This window comes from Leclercia sp. LSNIH3, from assembly GCF_002935105.1.
Lineage (GTDB): Bacteria > Pseudomonadota > Gammaproteobacteria > Enterobacterales > Enterobacteriaceae > Enterobacter > Enterobacter adecarboxylatus.
In genome coordinates this window covers 2,967,551-2,984,012 of sequence record NZ_CP026387.1, presented here as the reverse complement: position 1 = coordinate 2,984,012, position 16,462 = coordinate 2,967,551, and the positions used below count along the sequence as shown (strand labels likewise).

The following is a 16,462-nucleotide window of genomic DNA, read 5'->3' as shown; positions in this document are numbered from 1 at the left end:
TTGGCGCAGTATTCGCGCACCCCGGTTTAGCCGGGGTCATTTTTTTCTGCTTTCCACCCAGGCTTTCAGAACGGCCACATCGTTTTGCCACTCCTGCTTCATCTCTTCAACCCATTCACCCACGTTATCTTCCCACGCCGGTAAATCCGGGGACTGGATCTGCTGACCAAGCTGCTGCAGATGACGCAAACCGACCGAGCCGGCCGCACCTTTGATCTTATGGCCCTCTTCTACGATACCTTTGCGATCCCGCGCCGTCAGGTTGGACTCCAGCACGTTCAGATAACCCGGCATCATCTTTTCGAAAATGGCCAGGCCGTCGGTAATCAACTTCGGCCCCACCAGATCGATGTACTGCTCAAGCATGTCGATATCCAGCAAAGACTGCGCTTTTTCCGTATCTACCGTCGTCATGGTGCTCTCCTCTTCGTCACAGGTGTCCCAGTACTTCTTAATCATGGCGGTTAAGGCCGGCACCGCCAGCGGTTTGCTCAGTACATCGTCCATACCGGCATCCAGATACTCTTTCTTGTCTTTCAGCACGTTGGCGGTGAGTGCCACCAGCGGCGGCAGTTCATCACTGGCATAACGGCTGGTGAGTTCACGCGAGATGTCCAGGCCGGTCATGTCCGGGAGCTGAATATCCAGCAGCACCAGGTCGTATTCTCCTGGGGTGAACATCTCCAGCGCAGCCTTGCCGGTCATGGCGACATCCACGCTGCTGCCGAGTTTCTCCAGCACCGACCGCGCCACAATCACGTTCAGCTCAATATCTTCCACCAGCAGCACATGCAGGGCAGGCAGCGGCATCGCGTCGTGGTCGAAGGTGTCTTCGACCTCCTCCGCAACCGCCGGGGCACGAACGCTCAGTTTAAAGACGGAGCCGTGACCTGGGTTGCTGCTCACCGTGATGTCGCCCCCCATGCTCTTCGCCAGGCGGCGCGATACCGCCAGGCCAATACCGGTTCCGGTGGCGGGCTTGCCGCCGTGGCTATCTTTAACCTGATAGTACATGGCGAAGATTTTGTCCTGCTCCTCCTGCGGGATACCGATGCCGGAATCCTCTACCTCGAAGTGCAGCATTTCACCCTCGCCGTAACGCACGCGAACCGCAACCTGGCCGCTCTGGGTGAACTTGACCGCGTTGCTGATCAAGTTCCACAGGATCTGACGCAGGCGTGTGCCGTCAGTCACCACCTTATGCGGCAGTGGCAGCGTTGGCTGCATCACAAAGCGTAGCCCTTTCTGCTGGGCCTGCAGGCCGGAGAGGTTCTCCAGATCGGCAAGGAAACCGGTGAAGTCTACCGGCTGGTTATCCAGCTGAACCTTGCGTCGCTCCATCTTATCCATATCGATAATATCGTTGAAGATATTGCCGAGCGTGACCGCTGAAACATGGATCGTTTTCAGATATTTCTCCTGCTCGGCCGTGAGTTCGGTATCGAGCAGAATACGGCTTAGCCCCACGATGCCGTTGAGCGGGGTACGCAGCTCATGGCTGATGGTAGAGATAAAGGTGGTTTTATCGCGGCTGGCGCGCTCCAGGGCATCCTGATAGCGCTTACGCTCGGTAATGTCACGCCCGAAGCCCATCAGCCCGTGGCGTTTACCGACGCGATCGTAGTAAGGCACTTTGCGGATTTCGAAGCAGGCTTTGCGCCCGTCCGGGTAGTCGAGCCACTGTTCATAGGTCAGTGAGACGTTATGCCGGAAGACCTTCTCGTCGGTTTCGATAACTTTGGCAGCCGCCTCGGGTGAATAGACATCCTGCGGGCGCAGGCTAACGAGCTGCTTTTCGCTCTTGCCGGTCAGTAGTTCCATCGCCCGGTTACAGCCGGAGAACTCTTTATCTTCATTACGATAGAAGACCAGATCCGGGGAGGCATCGAGGAAAGAGCGCAGGAACGACGATTGCTGCTCGAGCTGAATTTGCGTCTGCTCGCGCTCTTTCATTTCGATTTTCAGCTGTTCCAGCGTGGTCTGGCGCTCGGCCTCGGCTTTTTCACGATCTGAAATCTCCTGGTTCAACTGAGCAATGTTGTCTTTTAACTGCACGTTGAGCTTCAGGTCGCGCTCGCGCATCTCTTCCAGCTTTTCCACCAGCCGGGTCAGCCGCTGGCGCGACTCTTCCAGCTGTTCAACCACGACCGAGAGGAAATAGACCGCCCAGGGGGTGATCAACAGGCCAAAGAAAATCGACCGAATAAGGTCAATGCTCTCAACCTGACCGTGCAGCACCATGGTAATAGCCATCTGCACCACAATCGCCAGAACCACCAGCGCCAACGCCAGCAACAGGGAGAAGCGTACCAGGCCGAGCTTCATCATCAGATCGACATAATATTGCGCCAGTAACCGAATTTGCTTCATAGGGGATCTCTTCACGACGTCATCGCACAATAATACTCAAATTCCAGGCAAGACGTTGAAGGTTGTGCAAAAAAGTGAGGGGTAAAACAGAGGATACACCTCACCTCCCAAAGAGGAAGATGAGGTGTCAGGGGTCAGGAGCGCTTCAGGAGCATCCAGAGGCTGATCAGGAAGAAGGAGGCGCTCGGCAGCAACGCACCAATAACTGGCGGGATACCGTAAACCAGAGTCAGCGGACCGAAGATCTGATCGAGAACGTAGAAGACAAAGCCGAAGCTGATACCGGTTACGACACGTACCCCCATGGGAACGCTACGCAGTGGGCCGAAGATAAATGACAGCGCCATCAGCATCATGACCGCCACGGAGAGCGGCTGGAAGATCTTGCTCCACATATTGAGCTGGTAACGTCCGGCATCCTGGCCGCTCGACTTCAGGTACTTCACGTAGTTGTGCAGGCCGCTGATGGAGAGCGCATCAGGATCCAGCGCTACCACACCGAGCTTATCGGGGGTCAGGTTGGTTTTCCAGGTGCCAGTGACCGTCTGCGAACCGGTGATCTGTTTCGGATCCTGCAGGTTGGACTCATCCACCTGAGACAGACGCCAGACTTTTTTCTCGGTATCGAAGGTGGCCGACGTGGCATAACGTACCGCCTGCAGACGACGCTGATCGTTAAAGCTGTAGATACTCACGCCACCGAGCGTGTTATCGCCCGTCACACGTTCGATATAGACAAAGTTAGTGCCATCTTTCGCCCACAGACCCTGCTGGGTCGAGAGCAACGAGCCGCCATACATCATCTGTGCGCGGTAGTTACGCGCCATCTGCTCGCCCTGCGGCGCAATCCACTCGCCCATTGCCATGGTCAGAAATACCAGCGGGATCGCCGTTTTCATCACCGACAGGGCAACCTGCATACGGGTAAAGCCCGACGCCTGCATCACCACCAGCTCACTGCGCTGCGCCAGCATCCCCAGCCCCAGCAGCGCGCCTAACAGCGCCGCCATCGGGAAGAAGATTTGCACATCTTTTGGAATACTGAGCAGGGTATACATGCCCGCGCCCATTGCATCATAGCTCCCCTGCCCGGCCTTTTTCAGCTGGTCGACAAACTTGATGATGCCGGAGAGCGACACCAGCATGAATAACGTCATCATGATGGTGGTAAAAATAGTTTTACCGATATAGCGGTCAAGAACGCCAAACGCCTGCATTACACCGCTCCTTTACGCGTAAACCTGGCTCGTACACGGCGCATCGGCACGGTATCCCACAGGTTGAGGATGACGGCCAACAGCAGGTAGAGTCCGTTAATCACCCAGGTCCAGATAACCGGGTCGATTTTTCCTTTACCGCCATTCGATTTGATCGAGGTCTGCAGCAGGAAGAACACCAGATAAAGCAGCATCGCGGGCAGCATAGAGAGCACCCGGCCCTGACGTGGGTTTACCACGCTGAGCGGCACGACCATCAACGCCATCATAAATACGGTGAATACCAGCGTGATTCGCCAGTGCAGCTCCGCACGGGCGCGATTGGTATCGGTATTAAGCAGCGTACGCATGCTCATCTGCTCAGTATCGGTAGGATCCAGTGCCACCGTTTGATGACCAATAATCGCCTGATAGTTCTGGAAGTCGGTAATGCGGAAATCACGCAGCAGCGCTGTGCCTTCGAAGCGGGTGCCTTTGTTCAGGGTCACGATCTGCGAACCGTCTTTACCCTGAGTGAGCTGACCAGAATCGGCCACGACCACGGATGGGCGGGCATTACCTTTGGGGCGGAGTTGCGCGAGGAAGACGTCGTTAAAGCGGCTGCCATCCACGCTTTCAATAAACAGCACGGAGTTACCGTCGGTCGCCTGCTGGAACTGCCCCTGCGCCAGTGCGGCCATGCCGGGGTTCGCTTTCGCTTCAGCCAGCACCTCATCCTGATGACGCGAGGAGACAGGCCCGGCCCACATCACGTTCACCGCGGCCACGATGCCGGTAAACAGCGCCAGAACCATGGCGGCTTTAATCAGTACCGCTTTGCTCAGACCGCATGCATGCATGACGGTGATTTCACTTTCGGTATAAAGCTTACCGAGCGTCATCAGCAGTCCGAGGAAAAGGCTTAATGGCAGGATAAGCTGCGCCATTTCAGGCACGCCTAACCCGAGCAGAGAAAGCACCAGATTTGTGGGAATTTCGCCGTCGACAGCCGCGCCGAGGATCCTCACCAGTTTCTGACAGAAAAAGATCAGAAGCAGGATGAAGAGTATCGCCAACTGGCTTTTTAGCGTCTCCCGCACCAGATATCTTATGATTATCACATTAAATACGCCCGTAAAAACCCGTCTCTTTGCAGGAAAATCGCTTGTTTCATGGCTTAAACGTCATTTATTCTCTTGAGTCGTCGAAATCATCGCTAAGATTACAACACCCGGCGGATTCGCGCTTCAGCAGTTGTTATGACGTGTCGAAACCGTAATAACGTAAGATTAACACGAAGTCACCGCAACAGCGGGCATGAGTTACGAAAGGTTTCAATTCTATCCGTAGCTGCCGCTGTTGTCTTTAAGATTCAGGAGCGTAGTTCATGGAGTTCAGTGTAAAAAGCGGTAGCCCGGAAAAACAGCGGAGTGCCTGCATCGTCGTCGGCGTGTTTGAACCCCGCAGACTCTCTCCGATCGCAGAACAACTCGATAAAATCAGCGATGGCTACATCAGCGCCCTGCTGCGCCGTGGCGAGCTGGAGGGCAAACCAGGACAGACGCTGTTGCTGCATCATGTGCCGAACGTATTGTCCGAGCGCATCCTGCTGATTGGCTGTGGCAAAGAGCGCGAGCTGGATGAGCGCCAGTACAAACAGGTTATTCAGAAAACGATTAATACGCTGAATGATACTGGCTCAATGGAGGCCGTGTGCTTCCTGACCGAACTGCACGTCAAAGGCCGCAACACCTACTGGAAAGTGCGTCAGGCCGTTGAAACAGCCAAAGAGACGCTGTACAGCTTCGATCAGCTAAAAACCACCAAAAGCGAACCTCGCCGTCCGCTGCGTAAAATGGTCTTTAACGTTCCAACCCGCCGTGAACTGACCAGCGGCGAGCGCGCCATTCAGCATGGTCTGGCGATCGCTGCCGGTATCAAAGCCGCGAAAGACCTCGGCAACATGCCGCCAAACATCTGTAATGCCGGTTATCTCGCCTCCCAGGCGCGCCAGCTGGCGGACTCCTACAGCCAAAACGTCGTCACCCGCGTGATTGGCGAGCAGCAGATGAAAGAGCTGGGTATGCACTCCTATCTGGCGGTTGGCAACGGTTCACAAAACGAATCCCTGATGTCAGTCATTGAGTACAAGGGCAACCCGTCTGAAGACGTGCGTCCAATTGTGCTGGTCGGTAAAGGCCTGACTTTTGACTCCGGCGGTATCTCCATCAAACCGGCCGAAGGCATGGATGAGATGAAGTACGACATGTGCGGTGCAGCGGCGGTCTACGGCGTGATGCGCATGGTCGCGGAACTCCAGTTGCCTATCAACGTAATCGGCGTGCTGGCCGGCTGTGAAAACATGCCGGGCGGCCGTGCTTATCGTCCTGGCGACGTGCTGACCACCATGTCCGGGCAGACTGTTGAAGTGCTGAACACCGATGCTGAAGGCCGTCTGGTGCTGTGTGACGTGCTGACCTACGTGGAACGCTTCGAGCCAGAAGCGGTTATCGACGTGGCCACCCTGACTGGTGCCTGCGTGATTGCGCTGGGCCACCACATCACCGGCCTGATGTCGAACCACAACCCGCTGGCACATGAGCTGATCGGCGCCTCTGAACAGGCGGGCGACCGTGCCTGGCGTCTGCCGATGGCCGATGAGTATCAGGAGCAGCTGGAGTCCAACTTTGCGGATATGGCTAACATCGGTGGGCGTCCTGGCGGTGCCATTACCGCAGCCTGCTTCCTGGCGCGCTTTACCCGCAAATACAACTGGGCGCACCTGGATATCGCCGGTACGGCATGGCGTTCCGGTAAAGCCAAAGGCGCCACCGGCCGCCCTGTGGCCCTGCTCTCGCAGTTCCTGCTCAATCGTGCCGGGTTTAACGGCGAAGAGTAATGTAAAACGCCGGGGGGCGGCTTCGCCTTACCCGGCCTGCAAACGGCATTTAACCGTAGGCCGGGTACGCGCAGCGCCACCCGGCTTTGCATTTAAATCCACCACAAGAAGCCCCATATATGAAAAACGCAACGTTCTATCTTCTGGACAATGACACCCAACAGGATGGCTTAAGCGCCGTTGAACAGCTGGTGTGTGAGATTGCCGCAGAACGTTGGCGCGCAGGTCTTCGCGTGCTGATTGCCTGCGAAGATGAGCAGCAGGCCATCCGTCTGGATGAAGCCCTGTGGGCACGACCGCCTGAAAGCTTTGTTCCGCATAATCTTGCGGGAGAAGGACCGCGCGGTGGCGCGCCGGTGGAGATCGCCTGGCCGCAAAAACGCAACAGCAGCCCGCGGGATATTTTAATCAGCCTGCGCATCGGCTTTGCAGATTTTGCCACCGCTTTCACAGAAGTGGTAGACTTTGTCCCTCACGAAGATTCTTTGAAACAACTGGCGCGCGAACGCTATAAAGCGTACCGCCTGGCTGGTTTTAACCTGAATACGGCAACCTGGAAATAATGGAAAAGACATATAACCCACGCGATATCGAACAGCCGCTTTACGAGCACTGGGAACAGCAGGGCTATTTCAAGCCTAACGGCGATGAAAGCAAAGAGTCCTTCTGCATCATGATCCCGCCGCCGAACGTCACCGGCAGTTTGCATATGGGTCATGCCTTCCAGCAGACCATCATGGATACCATGATCCGTTACCAGCGCATGCAGGGTAAAAACACCCTCTGGCAAGCGGGGACGGACCACGCGGGTATTGCGACCCAAATGGTGGTTGAGCGTAAAATTGCCGCTGAAGAAGGTAAAACCCGCCACGACTACGGTCGCGACGCCTTTATCGACAAAATCTGGCAGTGGAAAGCAGAATCCGGCGGCACCATTACCCGTCAGATGCGCCGTCTCGGCAACTCCGTGGACTGGGAGCGCGAGCGCTTCACCATGGACGAAGGCCTTTCCAACGCCGTCAAAGAAGTATTTGTCCGTCTGTATAAAGAAGACCTGATTTACCGTGGCAAGCGCCTGGTAAACTGGGATCCGAAACTGCGCACCGCCATCTCAGACCTGGAAGTGGAAAACCGCGAGTCTAAAGGCTCCATGTGGCATATCCGCTATCCGCTGGCCGACGGCGCGAAAACCGCAGACGGTAAAGATTACCTGGTCGTCGCTACCACGCGTCCAGAAACCCTGCTGGGCGATACCGGCGTGGCCGTGAACCCGGAAGATCCGCGTTATAAAGATCTGATTGGTAAATTCGTGGTGCTGCCGCTGGTTAACCGCCGCATTCCGATTGTGGGCGATGAACACGCCGACATGGAAAAAGGCACCGGTTGCGTGAAAATCACCCCCGCGCACGACTTTAACGACTATGAAGTTGGCCGTCGTCACGCCCTGCCGATGATCAACATCCTGACCTTTGATGGCGACATCCGTGAAAGCGCGGAAGTGTACGACACCAAAGGCGAAGAGTCCGACGTTTACTCAAGCGATATCCCGGCTGAGTTCCAGAAGCTGGAACGTTTTGCCGCGCGTAAAGCAGTGGTTGCCGCTGTTGATGCCCTGGGCCTGCTGGAAGAGATCAAACCGCACGATCTGACCGTTCCTTACGGCGACCGTGGCGGCGTGGTGATCGAGCCGATGCTGACCGACCAGTGGTACGTCCGTGCTGATGTGCTGGCGAAACCGGCTGTAGAAGCGGTTGAGAACGGTAGCATACAGTTCGTGCCAAAGCAGTACGAAAACATGTACTTCTCCTGGATGCGCGATATTCAGGACTGGTGTATCTCCCGTCAGCTGTGGTGGGGTCACCGTATCCCGGCGTGGTACGACAACGAAGGCAACGTCTACGTTGGCCGTACTGAAGACGAAGTGCGTCAGGAAAACAACCTGAGCGCTGACGTGGCGCTGCGTCAGGACGAAGACGTGCTGGATACCTGGTTCTCCTCCGCGCTGTGGACTTTCTCCACCCTCGGCTGGCCAGAAAACACCGACGCGCTGCGTCAGTTCCACCCAACCAGCGTAATGGTGTCCGGCTTCGACATTATTTTCTTCTGGATCGCCCGCATGATCATGATGACCATGCACTTCATCAAAGATGAAGATGGCAAGCCGCAGGTTCCGTTCCATACCGTCTACATGACCGGTCTGATCCGCGACGACGAAGGCCAGAAGATGTCCAAGTCAAAGGGCAACGTTATCGACCCGCTGGACATGGTGGACGGTATCTCCCTGGCAGATCTGCTGGAAAAACGTACCGGCAACATGATGCAGCCGCAGCTGGCTGAGAAGATCCGCAAGCGCACCGAGAAGCAGTTCCCGGACGGTATCGAGCCACACGGCACCGACGCCCTGCGTTTCACCCTGGCAGCGCTGGCCTCAACCGGCCGCGACATTAACTGGGACATGAAACGTCTGGAAGGTTATCGCAACTTCTGTAACAAGCTGTGGAACGCCAGCCGCTTTGTGCTGATGAACACCGAAGATCAGGATTGCGGCTTTAACGGCGGCGAAATGACCCTGTCGCTGGCAGACCGCTGGATCCTGGCTGAATTCAACCAGACCACCAAAGCGTTCCGCGAGGCCCTGGATAGCTATCGCTTCGATATCGCGGCAGGCATCCTGTACGAGTTCACCTGGAACCAGTTCTGTGACTGGTACCTGGAGCTGACCAAACCGGTAATGAATGGCGGATCTGAAGCGGAACTGCGCGGCACGCGCAACACCCTGATCACCGTTCTGGAAGGTCTGTTGCGCCTGGCGCACCCGATCATCCCGTTCATCACCGAAACCATCTGGCAGCGCGTGAAGGTGATTGCTGGCATTAATGCCGATACCATCATGCTGCAGCCATTCCCGGCCTTCGATGCCGCGCAGGTTGATGAAGCCGCGGCTGCCGATACCGAGTGGCTGAAGCAGGCGATCGTTGCCGTGCGTAACATCCGTGCCGAGATGAACATCTCCCCGGGTAAACCACTGGCGCTGCTGCTGCGCGGTTGCAGTGAAGCTGCGGTGCGTCGCGTGACCGAGAACAACACCTTCCTGCAGACTATGGCCCGTCTGGAGAGCATCACCGTGCTGCCTGCGGATGATAAAGGTCCGGTCTCCGTGACCAAAATCATCGACGGCGCCGAGCTGCTGATCCCGATGGCTGGCCTGGTTGATAAAGATGCTGAGCTGGCGCGTCTGGCAAAAGAAGTGGCCAAAGTCGAAGTCGAAATCGGTAAGATCGAAAGTAAACTGTCTAACGAAGGCTTTGTTGCCCGCGCCCCGGAAGCGGTCATCGCCAAAGAGCGTGAACGTCTGGTTGGTTTCGCGGATGCTAAAGCGAAGCTGATTGAGCAGCAGGCGGTTATCGCCGCGCTGTAAAGCGTTACCCCCTTACGCTTCAGGGCGTAAGGGGGATTCTTCCTGAAAACTCCTCGCTTGCACTCCCCTTTCTGCGATGCTATTAACAGCAGATGTGTGTCAATTTTTGTCATGAGTAATGCTATGAGCGTGATTACCCCCGCTGCGACCGCCATGCGTCGTATCTCTCAAAAAGACAACAGTGCGATTGCGACCGTTATCCGCACAGTGTCTGCCGAATATGGTCTGACCGCCGACAAGGGCTACACGGTTGCCGACCCAAACCTGGACGAGCTGTTTCAGGTTTACAGCCAGCCGGGCCACGCCTACTGGATCATCGAACAAAACGGCAGCGTTGTCGGCGGCGGCGGTGTTGCTCCCCTGAGCTGCAGCGAGCCGGATATTTGCGAACTGCAAAAGATGTATTTCCTGCCCTCCGCACGTGGTAAAGGCCTGGCGAAAAAGCTGGCGCTGGTTGCTCTCGACCACGCGCGCGCCGAAGGCTTTAAACGCTGCTACCTCGAAACCACTGCCTTCCTCAAAGAAGCTATTGCCCTGTATGAGCACCTTGGCTTTGAACACATTGACCACTCCCTGGGCTGCACCGGACATGTGGACTGCGAAGTGCGGATGCTGAAAACATTGTAATTCCTTTCCTGCCCCCTTCTGTTAAGCGGTTGTAAACTGAATGCTCTACACTCTCAGTTCCACACCATCAGGGGGTAAATATCATGTCAAAGATAAAAAGCTACGCCGCACCGCAGGCGGGTGCAGAACTTGAGCTGTACGAATACGATGCGGGCGAGCTGAAAGCAGAAGACGTTGAAGTCCAGGTCGATTACTGCGGGATCTGCCATTCCGATCTGTCGATGATCGATAACGAATGGGGTTTCTCGCAATACCCACTGATTGCCGGACACGAAGTGATTGGCCGCGTGGTTGCTCTGGGCAGTGCTGCCCAGGATAAAGGGCTGAAGGTTGGTCAGCGCGTGGGCATCGGCTGGACTGCACGGAGCTGTGGGCACTGCGATGCCTGTATCAGCGGCAACCAGATTAACTGCCTGGAAGGGGCTACCCCAACCATTCTGAACAACGGCGGTTTCGCTGACAAACTGCGCGCCGACTGGCAGTGGGTCATTCCTCTCCCTGAACAGATGGATATCGAATCTGCCGGTCCGCTGCTGTGCGGCGGGATCACAGTCTTCAAACCGCTGCTGATGCACCATATCACCGCCACCAGCCGCGTGGGGGTAATCGGTATTGGCGGTCTGGGCCATATCGCCATCAAGCTTCTGCATGCGATGGGCTGCGAAGTGACGGCGTTCAGCTCCAACCCGGCGAAAGAGCAAGAAGTGCTGGCGATGGGAGCCGACAAGGTAGTGAACAGCCGGGATCCTGAGCTGTTGAAAGCGCTGGCCGGTCAGTTTGATCTGATCATCAATACCGTTAACGTCGATCTCGACTGGCAGCCGTACTTTGAAGCGCTGGCCTACGGCGGTAATTTCCATACCGTGGGTGCCGTCCTGAAGCCCCTGCCGGTTCCAGCCTTCACGCTGATCGGCGGCGATCGCAGCGTGTCAGGTTCTGCGACGGGCACACCGTATGAGCTGCGCAAGCTGATGAAATTTGCCGGCCGCACCAAAGTCGCCCCGACCATCGAGACGTATCCGATGTCGAAAATCAACGAAGCCATCCAGCACGTTCGTGACGGCAAAGCCCGTTACCGCGTGGTGTTAAAAGCAGATTTCTAAGCCGCTAAAGCACGATGGCACTGCGCCTGTAACATTCAAAACGGTAACGGTTGTTACCGTTTTGCTTTCACCCCGCCGCCACCCGATGTTTTCACCTACCGCATAAATGCAGCAAACACCTCGGCCACCGCTACTGCGCCAGGATCGGTCACCCCGTGCAGATTCTCTTTGTTGACATAGGATGAACGTCCGGCCCCGGCCTTGCCCATGCTTGCCGTGGCATCGGCCCCCTGTTGCGCTGCGCTGGCGGCGGCCTGAAGATCCCCTGTCTGCAACGCTTCCAGCGCGGGCTGGAGCGCATCGATCAAGGTACGATCGCCGCGATCTGCCCCACCATAATGTTTCATTTGCGCAAGCCCGGTCAGTAAGGCATCGGGTAAGGATTTACCGCTACGCAGCGCCTGTCCGGCGGCAGTGAAGAAGATCGACATCAACACGCCGCTCGATCCCCCCATCACCGTCGCCAGCCGCTCACCCACCACCAACAACAGCTGCGGCAGATCGTTCAGCGGCAACCGATCCTCCTCCAACCATTGCGCAATGTCCCGCGCACCTTGCGCAAAGGTCGATCCTGTATCGCCATCTCCCACTTTCGCATCCAGCGCGTTAAGGCGATTTTCCAGGGCGATTAAGCAGCCCGTTGCCGCGGCGAGATACCGGGCGACGTTTGCATTCGCTGACGGGGTAAACTCCACGCTGTAGTACAGTGGGGTATGCGCCAGCGTGCGCAGCGGGGTAAAGGCCACGGGCTTTTGCCAGCCCAGCGTCTCTACCGGCGCGTTGAGCGCCTGTTCAAAAGCCGTATTCAGTTTCAGCAGGGATAAGGAAAAGCCCTTCATGTCCAGCGAACTCACCAGCGGTGCCGGGCCAATAAAATACGCGATCTGATTTTTCAGGGCCGAATGCGCCAGCTCTTTGGTCAGCAGCGCCATCTCCAGCGCCGAGACGCCGCCGAGGTTATTGATGAGCACGGCCAGCCGTCCTTCACCGGCCTGCGCCTGCAAGGGCTTCACCAGCGTCTCGATAATCGCCCTGCTATTTTGCGTATCAACCACCGAAGCCCCTGGCTCACCGTGGATCCCCAGTCCCAGCTCAACATGGCCTTTCCTGATACGCCCCTCTTCATCGTCGCTGCCCGGCAGATTGCAGGTCTGCATCGCAACCCCCAGACTCCAGAGGTTGTCGCAGGCCTGAAGGGCCATGTCCCGCACATCGCTCAGCGATTTCCCCTGTTCGGCGGCATACCCGGCAATTTTATGCACCAGCGCAGTTCCGGCAATGCCGCGCGGCTGCTTGTTATCCGGCAGAGCGATATCATCGGCCACAATCACCATCTCCACTTTGAGTCCGAAGCGCTTGGCTTTTTCCGCCGCGAGGCCAAAGTTGAGACGATCCCCGGTATAGTTTTTGACGATCAGCAGGCAGCCGCGATCCCCTGTCACCGCCACGATAGCGTTCAGCACCGCCTCTACGCTTGGTGAAGCAAACAGATCGCCACAGACGGCAGCGGTAAGCATTCCTTTACCTACAAAGCCTGCATGCGCCGGTTCATGACCGGATCCGCCGCCAGAAATTACCGCCACGCGGCTTTTATCCCAGTCGGCACGCACCACTACACGGATAGCCGGATCGCTATCCAGTTTGACGAGATTGCCGTGTGGGGCAGAGATGAGCATACCTTCAATAGCATCATTAACCAGCTGTTTGCGGTCATTAAAGAAGAATCTGGACATAGCTTTCCAATATGTTGTTAACCCTATGCAAAAGCATAGTCCGTGCTGGATAACGCGCCGCAAAGTCGGAAACTGACACATCCACTTTACCGTCAGGTTGCCTATACTCCACGCAGGAATGAACGAGGAAGCCGATCATGAGTACACCCCTGCTGATTGCCCGGACGCTAGATAATGAATTGTCTCTCCTGCCTGCCATGGCTAACCGACATGGCCTGATTACCGGTGCCACCGGCACGGGTAAAACGGTGACGCTGCAAAAGCTGGCTGAGTCATTTTCGCGTATCGGCGTGCCGGTATTTATGGCCGACGTTAAAGGCGATCTCAGCGGCATTGCCCGGGAGGGCATCGGCTCGGAGAAGCTTCTTGAACGGTTGAAAAATATTGGCGTTACCAACTGGCAACCCGAAAGTAATCCGGTGGTGGTCTGGGATATTTTCGGTGAGAGAGGTCACCCGGTGCGCGCCACGGTTTCCGATCTCGGCCCGCTGCTGCTGGCGCGTCTGCTCGACCTCAACGAGGTACAAACCGGCGTACTGAACATTATCTTCCGCATTGCCGACGATCAGGGATTGCTGCTGCTCGACTTCAAGGATCTGCGGGCCATTACCCAGTACATCGGAGATAACGCCAAATCTTTCCAGAATCAGTATGGCAACATCAGTAGCGCCTCCGTGGGGGCTATCCAGCGCGGATTGTTGACGCTGGAACAACAAGGCGCCGGGCACTTCTTTGGCGAACCCATGCTGGATATCAAAGACTGGATGCGTACCGACAGCAACGGCAAAGGCATTATCAACATCCTGAGTGCAGAAAAGCTCTACCAGATGCCGAAGCTCTACGCGGCCACCCTGCTGTGGATGCTCTCCGAACTCTTTGAGCAACTGCCTGAAGCAGGCGATCTGGAAAAACCGAAGCTGGTTTTCTTCTTTGACGAAGCCCATCTGCTGTTCAGTGATGCGCCCCAGGTTCTGCTGGATAAGATCGAACAGGTGATCCGCCTGATCCGCTCCAAAGGCGTGGGCGTGTACTTTGTTTCGCAGAACCCGGCCGATATTCCCGACAACGTACTGGGCCAACTGGGCAATCGTGTCCAGCATGCTTTGCGCGCCTTTACGCCAAAGGATCAGAAAGCCGTGAAAGCCGCAGCGCAGACCATGCGCACCAACCCGGCTTTTGATACCGAAGCAGCCATCCAGGCGCTGGGTACCGGCGAGGCGCTGATCTCGTTTCTCGATGCCAAAGGCAGCCCGTCAATGGTGGAGCGCGCGATGGTCATCGCCCCTAACTCACGGATGGGGCCAATCAGCGACGATGAGCGTAACGGACTGATTAACCACTCCCCGGTCTACGGTAAATACGAAGATCAGGTGGACAGAGAATCTGCGTTTGAGATGCTGCAAAAAGCGGTGCAAACCCGTACGGCGCAACAGGAGGCCCCCGCCGCGAAAGACCAGCCCGTGGCGGTCGATGACGGGATACTGGGCGGATTGAAAGACATCCTGTTTGGCAGCACCGGTCCGCGCGGCGGTAAACGCGACGGTGTGGTACAAACCATGGCGAAAAGCGCGGCGCGTCAGGTGACAAATCAGATTGTACGTGGAGTGCTGGGCAGCTTATTAGGCAGACGCCGGAAGTAAATCTTTTCTCTCAACCCTCAGCAAAGAGGGCTGGGGGTGAGCGGATCAGGCATTATCCATGCCCGTCCCAGCGCCGAACCCTGCCCTCCCTGCTCATTCAGGTAGCGGTCCAGCTCCACCATCCCCGTCCAGCGGTTCTCACACCATAGCGGTGCCAGCAGCGTTGGACGGCGGGCGCTGGCGGAGATACGGTGATACACCACCTCCGGCGGTGTGTGACGGATCATCTCTCCGGCTGTCAGCACATACTCGTCCAGCTCGATGCCGTTGAGTCGCCCGGCTTCCCAGGCTTTGGCCATAATACTGCCCGTAACGATATGCAGCGGGTGCAGCTTGATGCCGTCAACGCCGGTCTCCACCACCTTATGCAGAGTTTCCAGTGCGTGGGCTTGCCCTTCTCCCGGCAGACCGACAATCAGATGAGTACAGACCTTAAGTCCGCGTTCGCGTGCCAGTCGGGTGGTGCGTTGATAGCAGGCGAAATCATGGCCGCGGTTGATGCGATGCAGGGTTTTATCGTGCGCGGTCTGTAAGCCCAGCTCCAGCCAGATTTCATACCCCTGCTCTTTATATTCGCTGAGCAGATCGAGCACCGCCTCGGGCACACAGTCAGGCCGTGTGCCGACGCAAAGCCCGACGATGTTGGCCTGACTCACCGCCTGCTGATACATCGAGCGCAGCACCTGCACTTCCGCCCAGGTACTGGTATAGGCCTGAAAATAGGCCAGATACTGTTTCGCCCGGTTAACTAACGTCGACTGGTGAGCAAGCTGTGCAGCGATAGACTGATGCTGCTGTGATTCGTCAGCAAAGGAGGCCACATTACAGAAGGTACAGCCGCCGCGCCCGATGGTGCCATCGCGATTGGGGCAGCTAAAGCCGCCGTGCAGCGACAGTTTATGGACCTTTTGCCCGTACCGGCGTGAAAGATCCCCACCAAACATATTGACTAATTTCTGTAACTGCATAATCTGATAGACCGCCCCGTAGAAAGGGGACAAGCCTGCCATTTTTAACCTCCGACGGCGATGACCTGGATCAATCGTCCCGGCGAGCTTTTATCCTTTGCATAATTAACCAGGATAATTGCAATTTCATTCATCGCCTTTCTAATTACTTTTCCTTATGTCCTGCCAGATTTTTTCATTTATATCGTCTGTGCTGAAAAACAGTGACATCATGCGGGCTTTATCGCCGTGGCGGCATTAAATCCTGCTTAAATCGCACTATTCAGCATGCTACAGCGATAATACCGCTTTCATATAGTGAGTCAGATCACACAACCCTAAAGCCTACAGCAAGGTTACAGGGATGTGAAACTGACTAAATAACTAATTAAATCAGACAAATACCCCTCCTTTAGCACATTTTTGTATAAATAAGATTGCCATTTGACCTGTGTACGGATTCCCGATAAGTTGGAAATCCGCTGGAAGCTTTCTGGATGAGCAGCCTGCTCATCATATTTATGCAGTA

11 protein-coding genes are annotated in these 16,462 nt (G+C 56.2%); 6 read left to right on the top strand and 5 right to left on the bottom strand.

All coding sequences use genetic code 11. The features are described from left to right. Positions 1–36 precede the first annotated feature (36 nt). The 3 genes from arcB to lptF form a co-directional block, all read right to left on the bottom strand. Positions 37–2,370 carry an aerobic respiration two-component sensor histidine kinase ArcB gene (arcB, locus tag C3F35_RS14490; RefSeq protein WP_103792782.1) on the bottom strand — a complete coding sequence of 778 codons (2,334 nt, stop codon included), beginning with the start codon at positions 2,368–2,370 and terminating at the stop codon, positions 37–39. A gap of 134 nt (positions 2,371–2,504) precedes the next feature. Then, positions 2,505–3,587 (bottom strand): LPS export ABC transporter permease LptG, encoded by a 1,083-nt coding sequence (gene lptG / locus C3F35_RS14485; RefSeq protein WP_032614495.1) that lies wholly within the window; start codon positions 3,585–3,587, stop codon positions 2,505–2,507. After that, on the bottom strand, positions 3,587–4,687 hold the full coding sequence (lptF, locus tag C3F35_RS14480; RefSeq protein WP_032614497.1) for an LPS export ABC transporter permease LptF: 1,101 nt from the start codon (positions 4,685–4,687) through the stop codon (positions 3,587–3,589). Before lptF ends, lptG begins: the two co-directional genes overlap by 1 nt. Positions 4,688–4,953: 266 nt before the next feature. Here lptF and pepA point away from each other — a divergent pair, with 266 nt between their 5' ends. From pepA to ahr, 5 genes are all read left to right on the top strand, one after another. Next, positions 4,954–6,465, top strand: coding sequence for a leucyl aminopeptidase (gene pepA / locus C3F35_RS14470; RefSeq protein ID WP_032614499.1), 1,512 nt, complete (start codon positions 4,954–4,956; stop codon positions 6,463–6,465). A gap of 119 nt (positions 6,466–6,584) precedes the next feature. Continuing rightward, positions 6,585–7,028: a DNA polymerase III subunit chi gene (gene holC, locus C3F35_RS14465; RefSeq protein WP_032614501.1), complete on the top strand. Its 444-nt coding sequence runs from the start codon at positions 6,585–6,587 to the stop codon at positions 7,026–7,028. Beyond that, the gene (locus C3F35_RS14460; protein ID WP_103792781.1) at positions 7,028–9,883 is read left to right on the top strand and encodes a valine--tRNA ligase; all 2,856 of its coding nucleotides are present in this window, start codon (positions 7,028–7,030) and stop codon (positions 9,881–9,883) included. The genes holC and C3F35_RS14460 overlap by 1 nt, the downstream gene beginning before the upstream one ends. A 123-nt stretch (positions 9,884–10,006) precedes the next feature. Continuing rightward, on the top strand, positions 10,007–10,510 hold the full coding sequence (locus tag C3F35_RS14455) for a GNAT family N-acetyltransferase (protein ID WP_103792780.1): 504 nt from the start codon (positions 10,007–10,009) through the stop codon (positions 10,508–10,510). Between the two features lie 83 nt (positions 10,511–10,593). Further along, the gene (ahr, locus tag C3F35_RS14450) at positions 10,594–11,613 is read left to right on the top strand and encodes an NADPH-dependent aldehyde reductase Ahr (protein ID WP_032614507.1); all 1,020 of its coding nucleotides are present in this window, start codon (positions 10,594–10,596) and stop codon (positions 11,611–11,613) included. Positions 11,614–11,708: 95 nt separating this feature from the next. Here ahr and C3F35_RS14445 read toward each other — a convergent pair whose 3' ends face one another. Further along, on the bottom strand, positions 11,709–13,346 hold the full coding sequence (locus C3F35_RS14445; protein WP_103792779.1) for a dihydroxyacetone kinase subunit DhaK: 1,638 nt from the start codon (positions 13,344–13,346) through the stop codon (positions 11,709–11,711). Between the two features lie 137 nt (positions 13,347–13,483). On the opposite strand from C3F35_RS14445, the gene C3F35_RS14440 reads away from it, so the two are divergent. Beyond that, positions 13,484–14,986: a helicase HerA-like C-terminal domain-containing protein gene (locus C3F35_RS14440; protein ID WP_103792778.1), complete on the top strand. Its 1,503-nt coding sequence runs from the start codon at positions 13,484–13,486 to the stop codon at positions 14,984–14,986. 17 nt (positions 14,987–15,003) lie between these two features. Here the strand turns inward: C3F35_RS14440 and C3F35_RS14435 are convergent, their stop codons facing one another. Further along, the gene (locus C3F35_RS14435) at positions 15,004–15,954 is read right to left on the bottom strand and encodes a TIGR01212 family radical SAM protein (RefSeq protein ID WP_098946306.1); all 951 of its coding nucleotides are present in this window, start codon (positions 15,952–15,954) and stop codon (positions 15,004–15,006) included. Between the last annotated feature and the right edge of the window lie 508 nt (positions 15,955–16,462).

Excerpts from the sequence above, each read along its gene's own strand:
- arcB (WP_103792782.1), bottom strand. The coding sequence starts at position 2,370 with ATGAAGCAAATTCGGTTACTGGCGCAATATTATGTCGATCTGATGATG.
- lptG (WP_032614495.1), bottom strand. The coding sequence starts at position 3,587 with ATGCAGGCGTTTGGCGTTCTTGACCGCTATATCGGTAAAACTATTTTT.
- pepA (WP_032614499.1), top strand. The coding sequence starts at position 4,954 with ATGGAGTTCAGTGTAAAAAGCGGTAGCCCGGAAAAACAGCGGAGTGCC.
- holC (WP_032614501.1), top strand. The coding sequence starts at position 6,585 with ATGAAAAACGCAACGTTCTATCTTCTGGACAATGACACCCAACAGGAT.
- C3F35_RS14460 (WP_103792781.1), top strand. The coding sequence starts at position 7,028 with ATGGAAAAGACATATAACCCACGCGATATCGAACAGCCGCTTTACGAG.
- C3F35_RS14455 (WP_103792780.1), top strand. The coding sequence starts at position 10,007 with ATGAGCGTGATTACCCCCGCTGCGACCGCCATGCGTCGTATCTCTCAA.
- ahr (WP_032614507.1), top strand. The coding sequence starts at position 10,594 with ATGTCAAAGATAAAAAGCTACGCCGCACCGCAGGCGGGTGCAGAACTT.
- C3F35_RS14445 (WP_103792779.1), bottom strand. The coding sequence starts at position 13,346 with ATGTCCAGATTCTTCTTTAATGACCGCAAACAGCTGGTTAATGATGCT.
- C3F35_RS14440 (WP_103792778.1), top strand. The coding sequence starts at position 13,484 with ATGAGTACACCCCTGCTGATTGCCCGGACGCTAGATAATGAATTGTCT.
- C3F35_RS14435 (WP_098946306.1), bottom strand. The coding sequence starts at position 15,954 with ATGCAGTTACAGAAATTAGTCAATATGTTTGGTGGGGATCTTTCACGC.